The sequence below is a fragment of the Novosphingobium sp. genome (genome assembly GCF_965214355.1).
Lineage (GTDB): Bacteria > Pseudomonadota > Alphaproteobacteria > Sphingomonadales > Sphingomonadaceae > Novosphingobium.
In genome coordinates, this window is record NZ_CBDCBI010000002.1 from 2256697 (window position 1) to 2274478 (window position 17782).

The 17782-nt window shown below is 62.0% G+C and carries 15 protein-coding genes; 10 read left to right on the forward strand and 5 right to left on the reverse strand.

Features of this window, described 5'->3' with window-relative positions; genetic code table 11:
- The first annotated feature begins 4 nt into the window (after window positions 1-4).
- From ACOOE2_RS10685 to ACOOE2_RS10695, 3 genes are read left to right on the forward strand one after another with little or no spacing between them, the layout of a single operon-like run.
- Window positions 5-955, forward strand: coding sequence for a phytoene/squalene synthase family protein (locus ACOOE2_RS10685; protein ID WP_420382987.1), 951 nt, complete (start codon window positions 5-7; stop codon window positions 953-955).
- Window positions 956-986: 31 nt separating this feature from the next.
- Window positions 987-1808 carry a cytochrome b/b6 domain-containing protein gene (locus tag ACOOE2_RS10690; protein ID WP_420382988.1) on the forward strand — a complete coding sequence of 274 codons (822 nt, stop codon included), beginning with the start codon at window positions 987-989 and terminating at the stop codon, window positions 1806-1808.
- A gap of 5 nt (window positions 1809-1813) precedes the next feature.
- Entirely contained in the window at window positions 1814-2560 is a 747-nt protein-coding gene (locus ACOOE2_RS10695) for a molybdopterin-dependent oxidoreductase (protein ID WP_420384594.1), read from the forward strand.
- A gap of 34 nt (window positions 2561-2594) precedes the next feature.
- On the opposite strand, the gene gorA is transcribed toward ACOOE2_RS10695, so the two are convergent.
- Together gorA and pgi are read right to left on the reverse strand one after the other, a co-directional pair.
- A complete protein-coding gene (gene gorA / locus ACOOE2_RS10700) occupies window positions 2595-3953 on the reverse strand; it encodes a glutathione-disulfide reductase (RefSeq protein ID WP_420382989.1) in 1359 nt (452 codons plus the stop codon).
- 63 nt (window positions 3954-4016) lie between these two features.
- Window positions 4017-5534, reverse strand: a complete 1518-nt coding sequence (pgi, locus tag ACOOE2_RS10705; protein WP_420382990.1) for a glucose-6-phosphate isomerase — start codon at window positions 5532-5534, stop codon at window positions 4017-4019.
- 323 nt (window positions 5535-5857) lie between these two features.
- Between pgi and lepB the strand changes: the two genes are divergently transcribed.
- From lepB to ACOOE2_RS10740, 7 genes are all read left to right on the forward strand, one after another.
- Window positions 5858-6643, forward strand: a complete 786-nt coding sequence (lepB, locus tag ACOOE2_RS10710; RefSeq protein WP_420384595.1) for a signal peptidase I — start codon at window positions 5858-5860, stop codon at window positions 6641-6643.
- Complete coding sequence (gene rnc, locus ACOOE2_RS10715; RefSeq protein ID WP_420384596.1) at window positions 6616-7332, forward strand: ribonuclease III; 717 nt, start codon at window positions 6616-6618, stop codon at window positions 7330-7332. Before lepB ends, rnc begins: the two co-directional genes overlap by 28 nt.
- The gene (gene era / locus ACOOE2_RS10720) at window positions 7329-8246 is read left to right on the forward strand and encodes a GTPase Era (protein ID WP_420382991.1); all 918 of its coding nucleotides are present in this window, start codon (window positions 7329-7331) and stop codon (window positions 8244-8246) included. Before rnc ends, era begins: the two co-directional genes overlap by 4 nt.
- 273 nt (window positions 8247-8519) lie before the next feature.
- Complete coding sequence (locus ACOOE2_RS10725) at window positions 8520-9974, forward strand: hypothetical protein (RefSeq protein WP_420382992.1); 1455 nt, start codon at window positions 8520-8522, stop codon at window positions 9972-9974.
- Window positions 9975-10029: 55 nt separating this feature from the next.
- Entirely contained in the window at window positions 10030-10455 is a 426-nt protein-coding gene (locus ACOOE2_RS10730) for a GtrA family protein (RefSeq protein ID WP_420382993.1), read from the forward strand.
- A gap of 73 nt (window positions 10456-10528) precedes the next feature.
- The gene (locus tag ACOOE2_RS10735; protein WP_420382994.1) at window positions 10529-11593 is read left to right on the forward strand and encodes a glycosyltransferase; all 1065 of its coding nucleotides are present in this window, start codon (window positions 10529-10531) and stop codon (window positions 11591-11593) included.
- Window positions 11594-11650: 57 nt separating this feature from the next.
- Entirely contained in the window at window positions 11651-13261 is a 1611-nt protein-coding gene (locus ACOOE2_RS10740) for a hypothetical protein (RefSeq protein ID WP_420382995.1), read from the forward strand.
- 1 nt (window position 13262) lies between these two features.
- Here the strand turns inward: ACOOE2_RS10740 and topA are convergent, their stop codons facing one another.
- The 3 genes from topA to plsY form a co-directional block, all read right to left on the reverse strand.
- Window positions 13263-15851, reverse strand: a complete 2589-nt coding sequence (gene topA, locus ACOOE2_RS10745) for a type I DNA topoisomerase (RefSeq protein ID WP_420382996.1) — start codon at window positions 15849-15851, stop codon at window positions 13263-13265.
- 92 nt (window positions 15852-15943) lie between these two features.
- A complete protein-coding gene (gene dprA / locus ACOOE2_RS10750) occupies window positions 15944-17077 on the reverse strand; it encodes a DNA-processing protein DprA (RefSeq protein WP_420382997.1) in 1134 nt (377 codons plus the stop codon).
- Window positions 17074-17679: a glycerol-3-phosphate 1-O-acyltransferase PlsY gene (gene plsY, locus ACOOE2_RS10755; protein WP_420382998.1), complete on the reverse strand. Its 606-nt coding sequence runs from the start codon at window positions 17677-17679 to the stop codon at window positions 17074-17076. The genes dprA and plsY overlap by 4 nt, the downstream gene beginning before the upstream one ends.
- Between the last annotated feature and the right edge of the window lie 103 nt (window positions 17680-17782).

Below are 17782 nucleotides of genomic sequence, written 5' to 3' on the forward strand. Positions count from 1 at the left end.
CCCGATGACGTCGCGAGACCGTCTCGTTACGTCGGCGCAGGCGATGATTGCTGACGGGTCCAAAAGTTTTGCCGCCGCCAGCCGCTTGTTCGATCGCACCACACGCGAACGGGTGTGGCTGCTTTACGCCTGGTGCCGGCGGTGCGACGATCTGATCGATGGGCAGGATCTGGGGGGGGCGCTGGGTGATGTCGAAGACGTCAGGTCACGGCTGGAACAGGTCCGCGCGCTTACCCGCCTGGCGTTGGCGGGCGCGCAAACGGGTGACGTTGCGTTCGACTGCCTGGGTATCGTTGCGGCAGAGACGCGGCTGACGCAGGCGATGGCCGACGCGGTCATCGGCGGCTTTGCGCTGGATGCGAGCGGATGGCGCCCGCAGACCGAGGCCGACATGATGCGCTATTGCTGGCATGTGGCGGGCGCGGTCGGGGTGATGATGGCCGTCGTCATGGGCGTGAGCCCCGACGACACCGAAACGCTGGAACGCGCCTGCGACCTGGGCCTGGCATTTCAACTGGCCAATATCATGCGCGATGTGGCCGAGGATCATGCCGCAGGGCGTTGTTACGTACCGGCCGATTGGCTGGCCGAAGGGGGCATTCCTGCCGACGACCTGCTGAACCCGGCGTACCGTGACGCCCTGGCGGCGATTGCGCAGCGGATGAATGCGCTGGCCGCAGCGCACGAGGCATCGGCACGGATCGGTGCCGCACGGTTGTCGCTGCGCCAGCGCTGGGCGATCCTGTCGGCCGCGGGGATTTATGGCGATATCGCGCGGCAGGTTGCGCGGCGCGGCGGCGCCGCGTGGGACAGCCGCACCGTCGTCAGCAATGCGCGCAAAGCGGGCTGGATCGCACGCGCCCTGGTGCAGACAACACTGCCGATTCCGCACCATTCGCGACGAACCGCCATGGGCCGCCGGTTTTCCATGCCCGATTTTGCCGAGATGGTGTAACCTGTCGGCTGGTTCAGGCGAAATAGGTGCGATGAACGAGCCCTCTCCCCCATCCGACGCCCCATCCGACGCTGTCGTGATCTACCGTACGCGCCTGCCGGTGCGGCTGTGGCACTGGACCAACGCGCTGACGGTATTTGTCATGCTGATGAGCGGGTTGATGATCTTCAACGCGCATCCGCGGCTGTACTGGGGCGCTTATGGCGCGAATTTCGATCATGCCTGGCTGGAAATCGGCAACCACGGCACCGCGGGATATGTGAAGACTGCAGGCCTCGAGATCCCGACAACCGGCGTGCTCGGCTATGCGCAAGGCACCGACGAGGCGTTTCCGCCGCTGGTGACCATCCCGTCACATTATGACCTTTCGGCCGCACGCCGCTGGCACTTTTTCTTCGCTTGGATCCTGGTCGCTGCGTGGTTTGTATTTCTGGTTTACAGCCTGATTTCCAGGCATTTGTGGCACGATCTTGCGCTCACGCGTGAAGAAGCGCGGCCGTCGTCGCTGTGGCGCGATATCAAGGCGCACGCGCGGCTGCATCTGCCACGGGGAGAGGCGGCGCGGCATTACAATCCGTTGCAGAAACTGGCCTATCTTGGCGTGCTGGGCGGCGTGCTTCCGCTGATGGTGCTGACCGGGCTGGCGATGTCCCCCGCGATGGATGCCGCCTGGCCTTGGCTGTTGGTCATGTTTGACGGACGGCAATCGGCGCGGTCGGTGCATTTTCTGTGCGCGGGCGCTGTCGCGCTGTTTATCGCGGGGCATCTGGCGATGGTGCTGCTGGCGGGGCCGATCAATGAATTGCGATCGATGATTACCGGGTGGTATCGCCTGCCGGAGGACGTTTCGTGACGGGTATCATCACGCGCCGCAATGTCCTGGTCGGCGGCGGCGGGCTGCTTTTGGCCGGATGCGACCGTATCGCGGCCTCGCCCACGGTACGCCAGACGCTGACATTGGGCGAGGCTGCGTCGCGCAGCGCGCAACGCTGGCTGATCGGCGACCGGCAGTCGCTCGCGCCCGAATTTACCCGCGCCGACCTGTCGCCGGTCTTCCGCGTCAACGGCTCGGCGCGGCCTTCGGCGGCCGATTATGCCGGGCATCTCGCCAATGGCTTTGCCGACTGGACGCTGGTGCTCGATGGCCTGGTGGCCACGCCGCTGGCGCTGTCGCTGGCGGCGCTGCGTGCGGCGCCTGCGCGCACGCAGATTACCCGGCACGATTGTGTCGAAGGGTGGAGCGCGATCGCGCAATGGACCGGGGTGCCGCTGGGCCTGTTATTGCGCCGCGCCGGGTTGAGCACGCGGGCCCGATACATCGTGTTCCATTGCGCCGACGATCTGTTGGGCAAGCCCTATTACGAGAGCATCGACCTGGTCGATGCGTTTCATCCGCAGACGATCCTGGCGCATACGATGAATGGCACCCCCCTGAGCGTCGGCCATGGCGCGCCCTTGCGGCTGCGCGTCGAGCGCCAGTTGGGGTACAAGCAGGCAAAATATGTGATGCGCATCCAGGCGGTCGATACGCTGGCAGGCATCCATGCGGGCAAAGGCGGGTTCTGGGAAGATAACCACGATTACCAGTGGTACGCGGGGATCTGAACCCGTAGCTTGCGCCCCCCAGACCTCCAGACCTTCAGCGCATCAGCACCAGTTCCTCGGCCATCGACGGATGCAGCGCGACCGTTTCGTCGAAATCCGCCTTGGTCAGTCCGGCCTTGACCGCGATCGCCGCCGCCTGAAGAATTTCGGGCGCGTCGGGGCCGATCATGTGAAGGCCGAGCACCCGGTCGGTCGCGCCATCGACCACCAGTTTGTAATAACCGCGCTCGACGCGTTCGCTGAATATGTTCTTCATCGGGCGGAAATCGCTGGTGTAGACGCGGATTTCGTCATGGTTCTGGCGCGCTTCGGCCTCGGTCAGGCCGACTGCGGCCAGCGGCGGCTGCGTAAACACCGCGCTCGGGATCGCATCGTACGAGATCTTGCGGGTTTTACCGCCGTATTGCCGGTCGGCAAAGGCGTGGCCTTCGCGGATTGCGATCGGAGTCAGCTGCACGCGATCGGTCACATCGCCCACCGCATAGATACTGTCGCACGATGTCCGGCCCTCGCCATCCACGGGGATTTCGCCGCGCGTGCCCAGCTTGATGCCGACGCTGTCGAGCCCCAGGCTCATCGTGTTGGCCTTGCGGCCGATCGCGACCAGCATGACATCGGCGGCGAGTGATTCGCCGCCATCGTTCATATGCACGACCAGGCTGCCGTCGGGCTGTTTCTCGACGCTGTGCGCGGTGGTGTGAAAGCGGTATTCGATGCCGCGTGCGCGCGTGATCGTCATCAGGCGCTCGCGCAGATCGATGTCGTAGGTGCGCAATACATTGTCGGTGCGGTTGATCACCGTTACCTTGCAGCCCAGGGCGTTGAAGATCGAGGCGAATTCCATCGCGATATAGCCCGCGCCCGCGATCACGACATGGCGCGGCAGCGTTTCGAGGTGAAACACTTCGTTCGACGTGATGCAATGTTCGTTGCCCGCAAATTCGGGCATCACCGGCCAGGCGCCGGTGGCGACCAGGATTTTTGCCGCGGTCATGGTCTTGCCCGAATTTTTCAGGCGTACGCTGTTGGGCCCGATGATTTCGGCATGATCGTGGAAATGATCCACCTTATGGCTGTCGAGGGTGTGGGTGTAGGCGCGTTCGATCCTGTCGACATCGCCCAGCACCGCGTCGCGCAATTTGGGCCAGTCGAAAGTTGCGCCTTGCAGAGTCCAGCCATAGTCGCCGGCGTGGCCCAGGTCGTCGGCAAATTGCGACGCGTAGACGAGCAGTTTCTTGGGCACGCAGCCCCGGATCACGCATGTCCCGCCGATGCGGAATTCTTCCGCGACTGCGACCCGCGCGCCGTGCGCCGCGGCGATGCGGCTTGCGCGCACACCGCCCGAGCCGGCGCCGATGACAAACAGGTCATAGTCGAATGCGGATTGCGGCATGGGGGATCCTTTGATTTGCACAGCCGGCATATGGCGTGCGGGTGGCGGATGTACCAGTGCCCGTTATTCGCCGAACCCTGCTGCGGCCAGCAGCGCCTCGGTCGATGCGTCGAAGCCTTTGCCGCCGCCGGTGTCGATCTGCCTGGCGATGGCCTTGCCCAGTTCCACGCCGAACTGGTCGAACGGATTGATCCCCAGCAACGCTGCCGAAACGAACACGCGATGTTCGTGAAACGCGATCAGCGCGCCCAGCGTTGCGGGGTTGAGGTCTTCGGCCAGCATCGTCGCCGATGGACGATTGCCGGGATAGGCGCGCGCGCCGTCATCCGATGCCTTGCCCGCCATCAGCGCCGCGCCTTGCGCAAAACAGTTCGACAGCAGGATCTGGTGATGCACCGGGTCCAGATCGTGCCCAGGGATCTTCACCGCGATGAAATCGACCGGGATCAGATGCGTCCCCTGGTGCAGCAATTGAAACACCGCGTGCTGTGCATCGGTGCCGACCCCGCCCCACGTTACCGGCGCGCTCGGGCGTTCCAGCGGGCGGCCATCGGTGGTCACGCGCTTGCCGTTCGATTCCATTTCGAGCTGCTGCAGATAGCTTGGCAACAGCGACAGCCGCTCGTCATAGGCAAACACCGCGCGCGTCTGGCATCCCAGCGCCTGAGTGTAGATCAGGTCGGTGAAGGCCGCGCGCACGACGATATTGCGCTCGATCGGCGTTTCCAGGAAATGCAGGTCGATCGCCGCCGCGCCGGCCAGGAATTCGGCGAACCCGTCGAACCCGATGGCCAGCGCAATCGGAAACCCGATCGACGACCACAACGAATAGCGCCCGCCTACGCTTTGTGCAAACGGCAGCACGCGGGTGTCATCGACACCCCATTCGACGGCCTTTTCGGGCGCCGCAGTCAGCGCGATTACGCGGCCATAGGCATCATCGACCCCGCCCTGGCGCAACCAGTCGAGCGCCGAGGCGGCGTTGGTCAGCGTTTCGGTGGTGGTGAATGTCTTCGATGCCAGCGCGATCATCGTGGTGGCCGGGTCGCACAGCTTGAACGCCGCCTCCAGCGCACAGCCGTCGATATTGGACACGACATGCACCGCCACCCGCGCGCCATCGCGAGTCAGCGCGTCGATCGCCAGAGCCGGGCCCAATGCCGATCCGCCGATGCCGATATGGATCAGCGATTTCACATCGCCGACCAGCCCTTCATGGATCGCATCGACCAGCGCCTTCATCCGTTCATGCAGCGCTTCGGCTTCGACCACGCTGGCCGCAGCGCCGACGCCGCGTTGCGCGGTGTGTTCGGCCGCCCGCCCTTCGGTGGTGTTGACAGGCTCCCCGTCGAACAATTGCCGGCGTTTTTCGGCAAAGCCCTGTGCGGTGGCCAGGTCGCCCAAAATCGTCTCGGCCGCCTGGTGCAAGTGCGTCTTTGACCAGTCGAAGCGAATCGGACCGCCGGGCAGATCGAGCGTCGTGGCATAGCGATCGAGCCGACCGGACGCTGCAAACAACGCGGCCAGTGTCGGAAATTCGAGTGTTTCCAGCGATTTCCACAGTGCAGCGGCGTCGGTCATTCACAAACTCCTGTCATGTCGTGCTGCGCCTTGTGCCCGACTCGCGCTTTTCCGCCAAGCGCTGCCACCGATCGACCAATGCCGCGTGTGCAGCTATGCGCCGGGAAACGATCGCGCTACTGTGGCTGGACTTGTGACGATGTTGCTTGACGCGGCGCTCCCGGCCCAACATGAGCTCAAAAATGAACGAAACGCCCGAAAATGGTACCCCGATTGGCCCTGGCGAGACTGGATCTGCCACCCCGCCCCCGGGCCGTGTGAGCAACGCAGACCCGGTCGCCGCGATCGCCGCAAAGATCGCGCGCGGCGAAACGCCGGACAAGATGCCGAAGAAAGACGACGAAAACTTCTTCGTTTTCCTGATCAAGCTGGTGCTGATCGTCGGCATTTTCCGCAGCTTCATCTTTTCGCCATTCAACATTCCGTCGGAATCGATGCTGCCCCGGCTCGAAAACGGCGATTACCTGCTCGCGGCCAAGTGGCCCTATGGCTTTTCGAAATACTCGATGCCGTTCAGCCTGCCGCTGATCCCTGGCCGCGTCTTTGCGCATCTGCCCGCACGCGGCGATGTCGCGATCTTCAAGGCGCCTCCCGGCAACGACGTCGATTATATCAAGCGCGTGATCGGCCTGCCCGGCGATACGATCCAGATGAAGGGCGGGGTCCTGTTCATCAACAATGTCGCCGTGCCCAAAGTCAAGCAGCCCGACTTCGTGATCAGGGTTTCGACCAACACCAGTTGCGTCTCGCCCGAATTCGAAGTGCTGGAAAAGGATGGCACGCCGACGTGCCACTATCCGCAATTTCGCGAAACGCTGCCTGAAGGCAAAAGCTACAACGTGCTCGATCTGGGCTATCGCCCGCAGGACGATACGCCGGCGGTAACGATCCCCGCCGATCGCCTGTTCATGATGGGCGACAATCGCGACAATTCGATGGACAGCCGTTTTCCCGCGATGGAAGGCGGTGGCATCGGCCTCGTTCCGGCAGAAAACCTGGTGGGGCGCGCCACGATCGTGATGTGGTCGACCGATGGCGGCGCCAACTGGTTCCTGCCGTGGACCTGGTTTACCGCTGCGCGCTGGAACCGCATCGGGGGCACATTCTGAGCTCCCTTGGCAAACCTGGCGAACTCGATCCTGCCGCGCGTGCCTTTCTTGTCGCGTTGACAGGCGGCGCCCTGGCAAGCGACGCGCTGTGGCGCGAGGCGCTGACCCACGGCTCGCTGGGCGAACCGCGCGATTATCAGCGGCTGGAATTTCTCGGCGATCGCGTGCTCGGCCTGTCGATCGCCGACTGGCTGTTTGCCGATGCGGCCGCCAGCGAGGGCAAGCTGTCGCAGCGGCTGAATGCGCTGGTCAGCCGCGAAACCTGCGCCGAAGTCGCGCGTGCGCTGGACGTGGGCGCGCACATCCGGCTGGGCAAGCAGGCGCGCGATGATGGCGGTGTCCACAGCGACAATATCCTGGGCGACGTGATGGAGGCGCTGATCGGCGCGCTGTTCGTCGAACGCGGATTTGATGCCGCGCGCGACTTCGTGCGCCGCGCCTGGGCCGTGCCGATGGCATCGGGCGCCGGACAGCGCAAGCATCCCAAGGCCGCGTTGCAGGAATGGGCCGCGGGCAATCGCCGCAAGCCGCCGGTCTATACGCTGGTCACGCGCGAAGGCCCCGACCATGCGGCAAAGTTTACGGTTGCCGTCTCGGTCAACGGCGTGGGCGAGAGCACTGCGCGCGGATCGAGCAAGCAGGAGGCGGAAACCGCCGCCGCCAGCGAATTCATGAAGACCTTTGCATGACGGAAATCCCTATTACACCTGAAAATCACACGTGCGGTCTTGTCGCGATCATCGGCGCGCCCAATGCGGGCAAATCGACGCTGGTCAACGCGATCGTCGGACAGAAAGTCGCGATCGTATCGAACAAGGCGCAGACCACGCGCGCGCGGCTGATGGGCATCGCGATCGAGGGCGACGCACAGATCATGCTGGTCGACACGCCCGGGCTGTTCGAACCGCGCCGCCGGCTCGACCGCGCGATGGTCCATGCCGCCTGGGAAGGCGCGCAAGAGGCCGATGCGATCGTGCTGGTCGTCGATGCGCGCAAGAAACGCCGCGAATACCTCGAACCGATCCTGACGTCGCTGGCATCGCGCAAGGAACGCCGCATCCTCGTGCTCAACAAAGTGGACGCCGTGCCCAAGGAGCCCTTGCTGGTCGCGGCGGAGGAATTGAGCGCGGCCGGCGGGTTCGACGAGGTGTTCTTCATCTCGGCGCTGACCGGTGACGGCGTGCCCGAACTGAAAGCGCGGCTCGGCGCGCTGATGCCGAAAGGCCCCTGGCATTATCCCGAGGATCAGGTGTCCGACGCATCCGAACGCCTGCTCGCCACCGAAATCACGCGCGAGCAACTTTACCGCCAGCTCCACGACGAGCTGCCGTATGACAGCGCGGTCCGCCCCGAAAGCTACAAGACCCGGCCCGACGGCTCGGTCGAGATCCACCAGCAGATCGTGATCGCACGCGACAGCCAGCGCCCGATCGTGCTGGGCAAAGGCGGATCGAAGCTCAAGGCCATCGGTGAAGCGGCACGCAAGGAGCTGGCCGGATTGCTTGGATTGCGCGTGCACTTGTTCCTCCACGTCAAAGTCGAGGAAAATTGGGACGAAAGCCGCGAATTGTATGAAGAGATCGGGCTCGACTGGGTTAAGTAAAAAAACTTGACAGGAACGCCGATACCGGGGTCCAAACCCTTGCGCAAATTTCCGCAATTGCATTGCCTGGGGTTGTCCGTTCCTGCCACTCGTACGGTCGGTCAGCCTTGCGTCTTTAATTGTAACAAACGGTTTTTTCGGAAGAAAACACCGCTCCGGATCGTTATGGGCAGGTATCGGGAAAAGCGGAGTTAACGAATGCGGGAATTGACAGGCGCATCATTTGTACCGGCGGCCCAAGGCTTGCCGGACCGCCTGCGTATCGGCTCGTTTGTGATATCTGGCGTCTGGCTTACTTTTCTGCAGTACGCTTCGATCTGCCTCATTTTCCGCCTGATGCTGTTCGGCAACCCGCTAGTGCATGGTGACGAACAGTTCTACTTGCTTGTTGCGGATCGCTGGGCGCATGGCGCGCTGCCGTTCGTCGATATCTGGGACCGCAAGCCCATCGGGCTGTTCATGCTTTACCGCCTGTTTCTGCTGATACCGGGCGACCCCGTGCGGATTTATCAGGTGTTCGGATTGGCCTCGACTGCAGCAACTGCGCTGGTGGTGCAGCGTATGGCGCGCGACATCGCGCCGCGACCGTCAGCCTGGCTCGCCGGGGTTATCTACATTTTCGTGATGCCCGCGTTTTCCTGCGCTTTTGGCCAGGCTCCAGTGTTTTACAACCTGCTGATCGCGCTCGCCGCTATGATGCTCGTCGAAATCTGGAAACGGGCTGAAGCGCCAAATCTGATCGCGCGCGGCATGGGTGTCATGGCTTTGGTCGGCCTTGCGATGCAGATCAAGTACTCGGTCCTGTTCGAAGGCGTGGCGTTCGGTCTGATGCTTCTGGCGCGTGGCTGGGCCGACGTATGGTCATGGCGCCGGCTCGTCTTTGCTGCGCTCGTATGGATGGGCGCTGCGCTTACGCCCACCCTAATCGCTTATGCCTGTTACGCCGCGATCGGGCATGGAACGGAATTTTTTCAAGCCAACTTCCTGTCGATCCTGCAACGCCAGACCGATAGCAGCGGATCGCTGATGCGGCTCGTCACGCAAATCATCGCACTGACGCCTTTCTGGCTGGCGGTGCTCGTCGCACCGCGGGTCATGCCGATGCCGCGACATCGTCATCCCGTTGTGCCAGCCGTCCTGTACACATGGGCCCTGTCCGCATTGATCGGCTATTTCGTATTCGGCACGTGGTATGACCATTATGTCGCGCCGATGCTGACCCCGCTGTGCATCCTGTCGGCGCCGGTACTGGCGCGTTCGATCAAGGCGGAACGCTGGTTTGGTCGCTTGCTGGTCGTGACCACCGCCATTGGCGGGCTCGTAACGATGACCATTCAATTCATTAACCACGGCACAGTGCAACAATTCGACACCCTGACTGGCCTGATCCGCGAGGAAATGCACGGCGGTTGCTTCTATCAGTTCGAAGGTGAGCCGGCGCTGTATCGTAGCGTAGGCGCCTGCATCCCCACCCGTTATGCCTTTCCCACCCATCTCAACACATGGACAGAGGCGAAAGCGATCGGCGTGGACCCCACGCAGGAAGTCGCACGCATCATGCAGAGCCATCCCGATGTCGTCATGACCGGCGAATGGGATGCGGTATATATGTCCAACCACACCACCCGCGCAGAGGTCCACAATTTTCTGGCGCGCGATTATGTGCGCTACGCCGGTTTCCTGTTGGGCGCGCACAAGTTCGGACTTTATCGCCTGAAAAACCGCTGAAATTGTTTCCGTTTTTGTCCCGTTTTGAAAAGATCTTTTCGAGAACATATCGGTAATGTTGTCGATCCAGAAATTCCGAACGAAGCACTCGGCTCTGATTCGCCAGATTTGGCGCTATGGATCAAGCGGATTGTTACTGGCGATATTGTATTCTTTCGTTTATTGGAGGTTGGCAACGCGTTGCGCATGGCCTCCCGAACTGGCGAACCTTGCCGCTTTTCTGATCAATCTCGCTGTCGGATGGGTGCTCCATTCGCGTTGGAGTTTTCAGGGCGATCAGCTGATTTGCGGGGCATGGACGGCGCGGATGCGTTTTGCGGGAATCAACTTGCTCGGCTTGGGCTGCAATGCCTTGTGGGTATGGTTGACGATCGATGTGCTGCACCGGTCGGTTGCCCTTTCCACCGTGCCGATCGTCACGCTGACTCCCGCGATAAATTTCATGCTCAATCGTATGCTGATTTTTAGGACCAAAGTGTAACCTGCAACGCGAAAGCCCCAAACCTTCCACAGTGTTGCTTGTTTGATTTGGGTTTTTATTGGATGATCTGCAAATGCTCGAATTAGACGGAAAACATGACACTGCACGGCAATCCGAGCTAGGCGAGGAATTGAATCGTCGCGACAAATACCACCGTTTTTCGAAAATCCCGATCCTGCTTTACGGAGTATTGTTGTCCACGATTGGAATAACAATGTATCTCGTCGGTGTATTGATGATTTTTCCGCGGTTGTTTTTTGGACTGAATGCAACTTTGCGCGCGGTCAGCGGGTGGATCGTCTGGTATAGTGGTATTCCAACGGTTGCCGGTATTATTTTCATACTGGGCGACCTGCTCATTCTGCTTAATCTCAAGCGCCCGAATATTCCGGTACAATTCAAGGATATGCCAAACCGCCGGGTCACCGTCGCCTTGACCGCGTACAATGACGAAGGCAGCATTGCCGATGCGGTGCGTGATTTCCTGGCCCACTCGCTGGTCAACCGTGTCATCGTGGTGAGCAACAACAGCACTGATGCCACGTTTGAACGCGCGAGCGCAGCAGGAGCCGTAACGATCAATGAACTTGCCCCCGGGTATGGACGCTGCGTGTTCCGCTGCCTGTCAGAGGCGATCCGGTATGATGACACCGACCTGATCGTATTGTGCGAAGGCGACCTGACGTTTCGCGCATACGATATCGAAAAGCTGATCGCCTATGCACCGCATAGCGATGTCGTCAACGGCACACGAACCGTGGAACCCTTGCGGCAGTACCTTACCCAATTGACGACGTTCATGTATTACGGGAATGTCTTCGTCGGCAAACTCCTGGAGGCCAAGCATCTCGGGCGCGGAACGATTACCGACGTCGGCACTACGTATAAATTGTGCTGGAGAGAACCCCTTACCCGCCTGCTGCCCATGCTCGATCCGAGTGTAAATCTCGAATTCAATGCCCATTTTCTTGATACTTTGCTTGGCGAAGGCTTTACGCTCGTTGAATGCCCCATAACCTTTCACCCTCGTGTGGGCGTGAGCAAGGGCGGCAATGTCAACAATTTGCGTGGGCTGCAGGTTGGAATGCGCATGATCTTCGGTATTGTCTGGGGCTGGCGGCGGTTGGGCACGACCTGACGCCCGGCTGGCCTTTCCACATCCGAATATGAGTATACGCGTTGGGATAACCACACAATGTTTTCCGGTCTGGTACGTCAGTTACAATCACGAATTTTTGCCGGAATTGGCCTTTGCGCCGCAACTATGGCGCTGATTGCCGGCACGATCCGGTACTGCGTCCTGAGTTACAACATCGTGCGTTTTCCATATGGGCTGGATTACGGCGAAGGCATTGTGTGGCAGCAGATGCGCTTCATCATGACCGGCCAAGGCTACGCGCCAATCGACAGGTTTCCCGCCATCGTCTTTCATTATCCGCCGCTATACCATGTGACGTCCGCGCTAACCGCCGACGCGCTGCGCATGGATCAGCTTGCAGCCGGGCGCCTCGTATCCGCAATAGCCACGCTGATCACGGTCACGATGATTGCGGTCATCGTCGCCCGATTCGCCAAACGGCCGTCGCTGTCGAGGATTCAGGTCATTTGTGGCATAATGGCGGCGATGATGGCCCTTAACAGCAAGCCATTTTTTGCCTGGGCAACTGTCATGCGCGTGGACATGCTGTGTCTGGCATGGACATTGTGTGGATTGTATTGCGGGATGTGCGCCATTCGATTCCCGCGCCTGGTGCATATTGCCGCAATGTGTTTCGTCGCGGCGATCTTCACCAAGCAAACCGCACTTGCCGCGCCGTTCGCGGTCTTTGCAACGCTGCTCCTCGTTCGCCCGCGTACCGCTTTTGCGGGGATTGCCACCGGCCTTGTGCTGGCGCTTGCAACGCTGGCGTTGCTCGAAATACACACCAATGGCGGGTTTTTGCACCACATCGTGCTGTATAATCTGAACCGGTTTCGCTTGAAATCGGGTTTCATGCTAGTGACGCAGCTGGGCGAACACGTCGCTTACATCAGCGCAGCAATCGCAGTCGCCATTGTTCATTTCCGCTCGACGATAAAAGGCGGCTCGATCGCTACGATCCCCGAACGCTTGCGCGACGATCCGGATAACGCTCGCGCGGTCATGCTTGGTCTTTATCTTGTCGCAACCACAGCCATGCTGGCACTCGTTTTCAAATCCGGCGCATCCTACAATTATTTTCTTGAATGGATCTGCGTGCTGGCAATCTACGCTGGTCTGATCCTGGTTGATCTGGTCTCGTGGATTTTGACGCCCGACCAAACGCGACGGCCGGCACTTGCGCTGGTGTTATTGCCCTGGCTGATATGCCTGCAGGCGGTTTTGCTTTATGCGATGCTGGATCCTGATTATGATCAGAAATCGCCGCATTCCGCCAAACTCGAGCAGATCGTATCTTTGGTGCGCGATGCGCAGCATCCGGTCATATCGGACGACATGGTCGCAATTCTGCGCGGCGGAAAATCCGTGCAGTGGGAGCCATCAATTTTTGCCGAATTGGCAAGCGAAGGCATATGGCCGGAAGCGCCGTTTCTATCCATGATTCAGCAGCACCATTTCGCATTTTTCATCACCGAAGGTCGTCATGGTGACGGTGGCGGGTACGACGCGCGCTACACGCCGACCGTCGATAATTATCTAAACAGATACTATCCTGAAAACTGCCGGATTGCCGAATTTTACCTGAGATTTCCGGATTACAAAACAGAAGATGGCGCTGTTTACAAAAACATCGCCAAGAAAATCTGCGAACCTTCTGACCGATAACTCAATCTGCGGTCACTTTCCTGGATTTGGCCGCAGCTTTCTTCGCGGGCGCCTTCCTGGCCGCGGGCTTTTTTGCGGCCGCCGCTTTCTTGGCCGGTGCCTTCTTGCGTCCGCCCTTGGCCGGCGCAGCAGCGGCGCGTGCATCGATCAACGCGGCGGCTTCTTCGGGGGTCAACGCTTCGGGGGTCTTGTCCTTGGGCAGCGTGGCGTTGGTCGTGCCATCGGTGACATAGGCGCCGTATCGCCCTGCCATAACCTTCATTTCGGTGCCCGACACCGGATGCGGCCCCAGCACCTTCAACGGTTCGGTGCCCGCACGTCCGCCGCGCGCACCGGCACCGGTCGCCGCTTCGGCGAGTTTGACAACCGCGGCGTTCATACCGGTTTCGAACACTTCCGCGGTGGCACGCAGCCGGGCATATTTGCCTTCATGCGCCAGATAAGGGCCATAGCGGCCGATCGAGGCCATGATCGGCTTGCCGCTTTCGGGATGCGTGCCCACTTCGCGTGGCAGCGACAGCAGCTTCAGCGCCCATTCCAGATCGAGTTCGCCGATATCCTTGGGGATCGACGCGCGCTTGGCGTCCTTGCCGTCGCCCAGTTGCACATAAGGCCCGAAGCGCCCGGTGCGGCGCACGACTTCCATGTCGTGCACCGGATCGCGTCCGAGGACGACGTCATCGTTCGCGCCCGCATCGCCATCGACGCCGCCGCCTTGCGCGAATTTGCGCGTGAACTTGCACTCGGGGTAGTTCGAGCACGCGACGAACGCGCCATATTTGCCGCCGCGCAGCGCCAGGTGCCCGCCGACGCATTTGGGACATATGCGCGGATCGGTGCCATCTTCGCGCGGCGGAAACAGGTAATCGGCCAGGAACACGTCGAGCTCGGCGGTCACCTCGCTCGGCTTGCGCTCCATGACTTCGTCGGATTTCGGTTTGAAATCGCGCCAGAACGCAGCGAGCACGTCGCGCCAGACCGCCCGGCCGCCCGAAACGTCATCGAGTTCTTCTTCCATCCCGGCCGTGAAATCGTACGCGACGTAGCGATCGAAAAAGCGTTCGAGAAACGCGGTCAACAACCGGCCCGATTCCTCGGCAAAGAACCGGTTCTTTTCGGTCCGCACATAATTGCGGTCCTTCAGCACCTGCAAGGTCGACGCATATGTCGACGGCCGGCCGATGCCGAGCTCTTCCAGGCGCTTGACCAGCGAGGCCTCGGAATAGCGCGGCGGCGGCTGGGTGAAATGCTGCGTGGCCTCGACACTGCGCTTGGCGGGCAGATCGCCCTTGGCCATCGCCGGCAGCAGGCCGCTGTCATCATCGTCGCCATCGGGCTTCTGGTCGCGGCCTTCTTCATAGACCGCCAGGAACCCGGCGAATTTCACGACCTGGCCGGTCGCGCGCAATTCATGTTTGCCCGTGCCTTCGCGCAAGGTGACCGTCGTGCGTTCCAGATTGGCAGACGCCATCTGGCTCGACAGCGCACGTTTCCACACCAGGTCATACAGCCGCGCCTCGTCGCCCGATCCGAAATGGTCGCGCGCAAATTCGGTCGGGCGGATTGCCTCGTGCGCTTCCTGCGCGTTCTTCGCCTTGGTTTCGTAATGACGCGGCTTGTCGGGCAGGTAGTGCCCGTTGAACCTGTCCGAAATGACCTTGCGCGCGTCCGAAATCGCCGACGGGTCCATCTGCACGCCGTCGGTGCGCATATAGGTGATCGCGCCGGCTTCATATAGCGTCTGCGCCACGCGCATCGTGTGGCTGGCCGAAAAACCGAGCTTGCGTGCGGCCTCCTGCTGGATCGTCGAGGTCGTGAACGGCGGCTGCGGATGGCGCCGCGTCGGCTTGGTCTCGACATCCTCGACGCGGAATGTCGCGGCCTCGACCGTATCCTTGGCGCGCATCGCCGCGCCTTCATCGCCCAGCGACAGGCGTTCGAGTTTCTGCCCGTCGAAACGGACCAGGCGCGCAGCAAAGGCGGTGCCCGCATGCTCCAGGCGCGCCAGCACCGACCAGTATTCCTGGCTACGGAACGCTTCGATCTCGCGCTCGCGCTCGACGATCAGGCGTAGCGATACCGATTGCACGCGGCCCGCCGACTTGGCGCCGGGCAGCTTGCGCCACAGCACCGGCGACAGCGTGAAGCCGAACAGGTAATCGAGTGCGCGGCGCGCCAGATAGGCATCGATCAGATCCTGATCGAGTTCGCGCGGGGCGGCCATCGCGGCCAGAACGGTCGGCTTCGTGATCGCGTTGAACGTCACGCGCGACACATTCTTGGGCAGCGCGCGGCGCTTGGTCAGCAATTCGCGGACGTGCCACGAAATCGCCTCACCCTCGCGGTCGGGGTCGGTCGCCAGGATCAGCGCTTCGGCGCCTTTGGCCGCGTCGGAGATTTCCTTGATGCGCGACGCCTTGTCGGCATAGGGCTCCCAATCCATCGCGAAGTCTTCGTCGGGGCGCACCGAGCCATCCTTGACCGGCAAGTCGCGGACATGACCATACGAGGCGAGCACTTTGTAGCCGGGCCCGAGATACTTCTCGATCGTTTTGGCTTTGGCCGGGGATTCGACGATGACCAGTTTCATGGGATGACGCAGAGTCCTGAAATTCGAAATGGGCCCGATCTGGGGCGGCTTACGTGTACGTACGCGAGGGTGGGGAAACCCCAGCCCCCCCGTCAAGCGGAACTTGGAGGTATCAAACTGACCCGGCCGCCCGCATGACGTTCCAGTCGTCCGGCAAGTTCCAGGTCGAGCAGCGCGTCCGCCACCGCACCAGGCGTCGCGCCGCTTTGACGGATCAATTCGTCGATGGCAACCGGCGCAACACCAACCAAACCCGCAATCCGGTCCACCACGCCGGCGCTGTCGGCGTCGCCCGCCAGGTATTCGGACAAGGCGCCATCGCGGAATGTCGATCGCGCGGTGCCCTCGAACGTGTCGACCAGTTCGGCAATGTCATCGGCGCTCTGGACCAGAATGGCGCCTTCGCGGATCAGGTGATTGCATCCGTGCGACCGCGCGTCGAGCGGCGAACCAGGCACCGCCATCACTTCGCGCCCATATTCGGCGGCGAGCCGCGCCGTGATCAGCGATCCCGATTTGATCGCCGCCTCGACCACGACTGTCCCGGCGGCAAGCCCGGCAATGATCCGGTTGCGCGACGGGAAATGGCGCGCCTGCGGCTCGGTCCCGGGTGGCATTTCGGCGACCAGCAGGCCCTGGGCCGCAATCCGGTCCTGCAACGCGGCGTGTTCGGGGGGATAGACCACATCGATCCCGCCGGCGATCACCGCGATCGTGCCCCCGTCGCCGGCCATGCCGTGCAGCGCGCCGGTATGTGCCGCGGCATCGATGCCGCGCGCCAGGCCCGACACCACGACAAACCCGCGCGATGCGAGGCCCGCGGCAAAATCACGCGCCAGACGCACCGCGCCCGCAGAGGCATTGCGCGCGCCGACCATCGCCACGCCGGGCTGATCAAACAAGGCCAGGTTGCCGCGTACGGTCAGGACGGGCGGCGGAGTATCCACCGCCAGCAGAGTCAGCGGGTATTCTGCTTCGTCGTGGAACACGTGTTGCGCATGGCTGCGCGCCGCTGCCTCGAATTCGGCTTCGATCCTGGCAGCGTCTGCCAGGACATATCCGCGCGCGCCCCCGCCCCGCCTTGCCAGATCGGGCAACGCGGGCAATGCCGCCAGCGCGCTGCCGAACCGGCGCAGCAGATGGTAATACGTGACCGGGCCGACATTGGGCGATCGCAACAGCCGGACCCGCGCCAATCGTTCCGCTGGATCGAGCGGCGGCGTCATGCGCGCGATGTGCCGACGCGCGGCTCGGTTCCGGCGCGCAGCCGCGCGATATTCGCCTTGTGCAGCCACAGCACCAGCAGCGCGAGCGGCGCCAGCACTTGCGCATAATCGAGATGCCCCAGCACCAGCGCGGTAATCGGCGCCGAAACCGCCGCCGCCATCCCGGCAAGCGAGGACACCCGCGAGACATACAGCAGCCCCAGCCACACCAGCGCGTAGACCAGCCCGATCGGCCAGGCCAGTGCGACCGCCACGCCCATCAGCGTCGCCACGCCCTTGCCCCCGCGAAACCGCAGCCACACCGGATAGCAATGCCCGATGATCGCGGCCGCCGCCGCCGCGCTTTCGGACCCCGGCCAGACATGTCGCGCGATCAGCACCGCTGCTGCGCCCTTGGCCATGTCGAGCAGCAATGTTGCCGCCGCCAGCCCCTTGCGCCCGGTACGCAGCACATTCGTCGCGCCGATATTGCCCGACCCGATCGTGCGCAGATCGCCAGCCCCGGTGATCCGCGTGAGGATCAGCCCGAACGGGATCGAGCCGAGTGCATAGCCGATCACGACCGCGTAAAGCACATCGCGCAACGGATCGCCGATCATCATACCTGCCCGCCCTCTGGTTCTCGCGCGGCTTAGCCAACCAGCACGACAAAGGGGAGCGCAAAAATCGCGAGAAAGGGGATATTGTGCAGATGCCAGTTTCTCC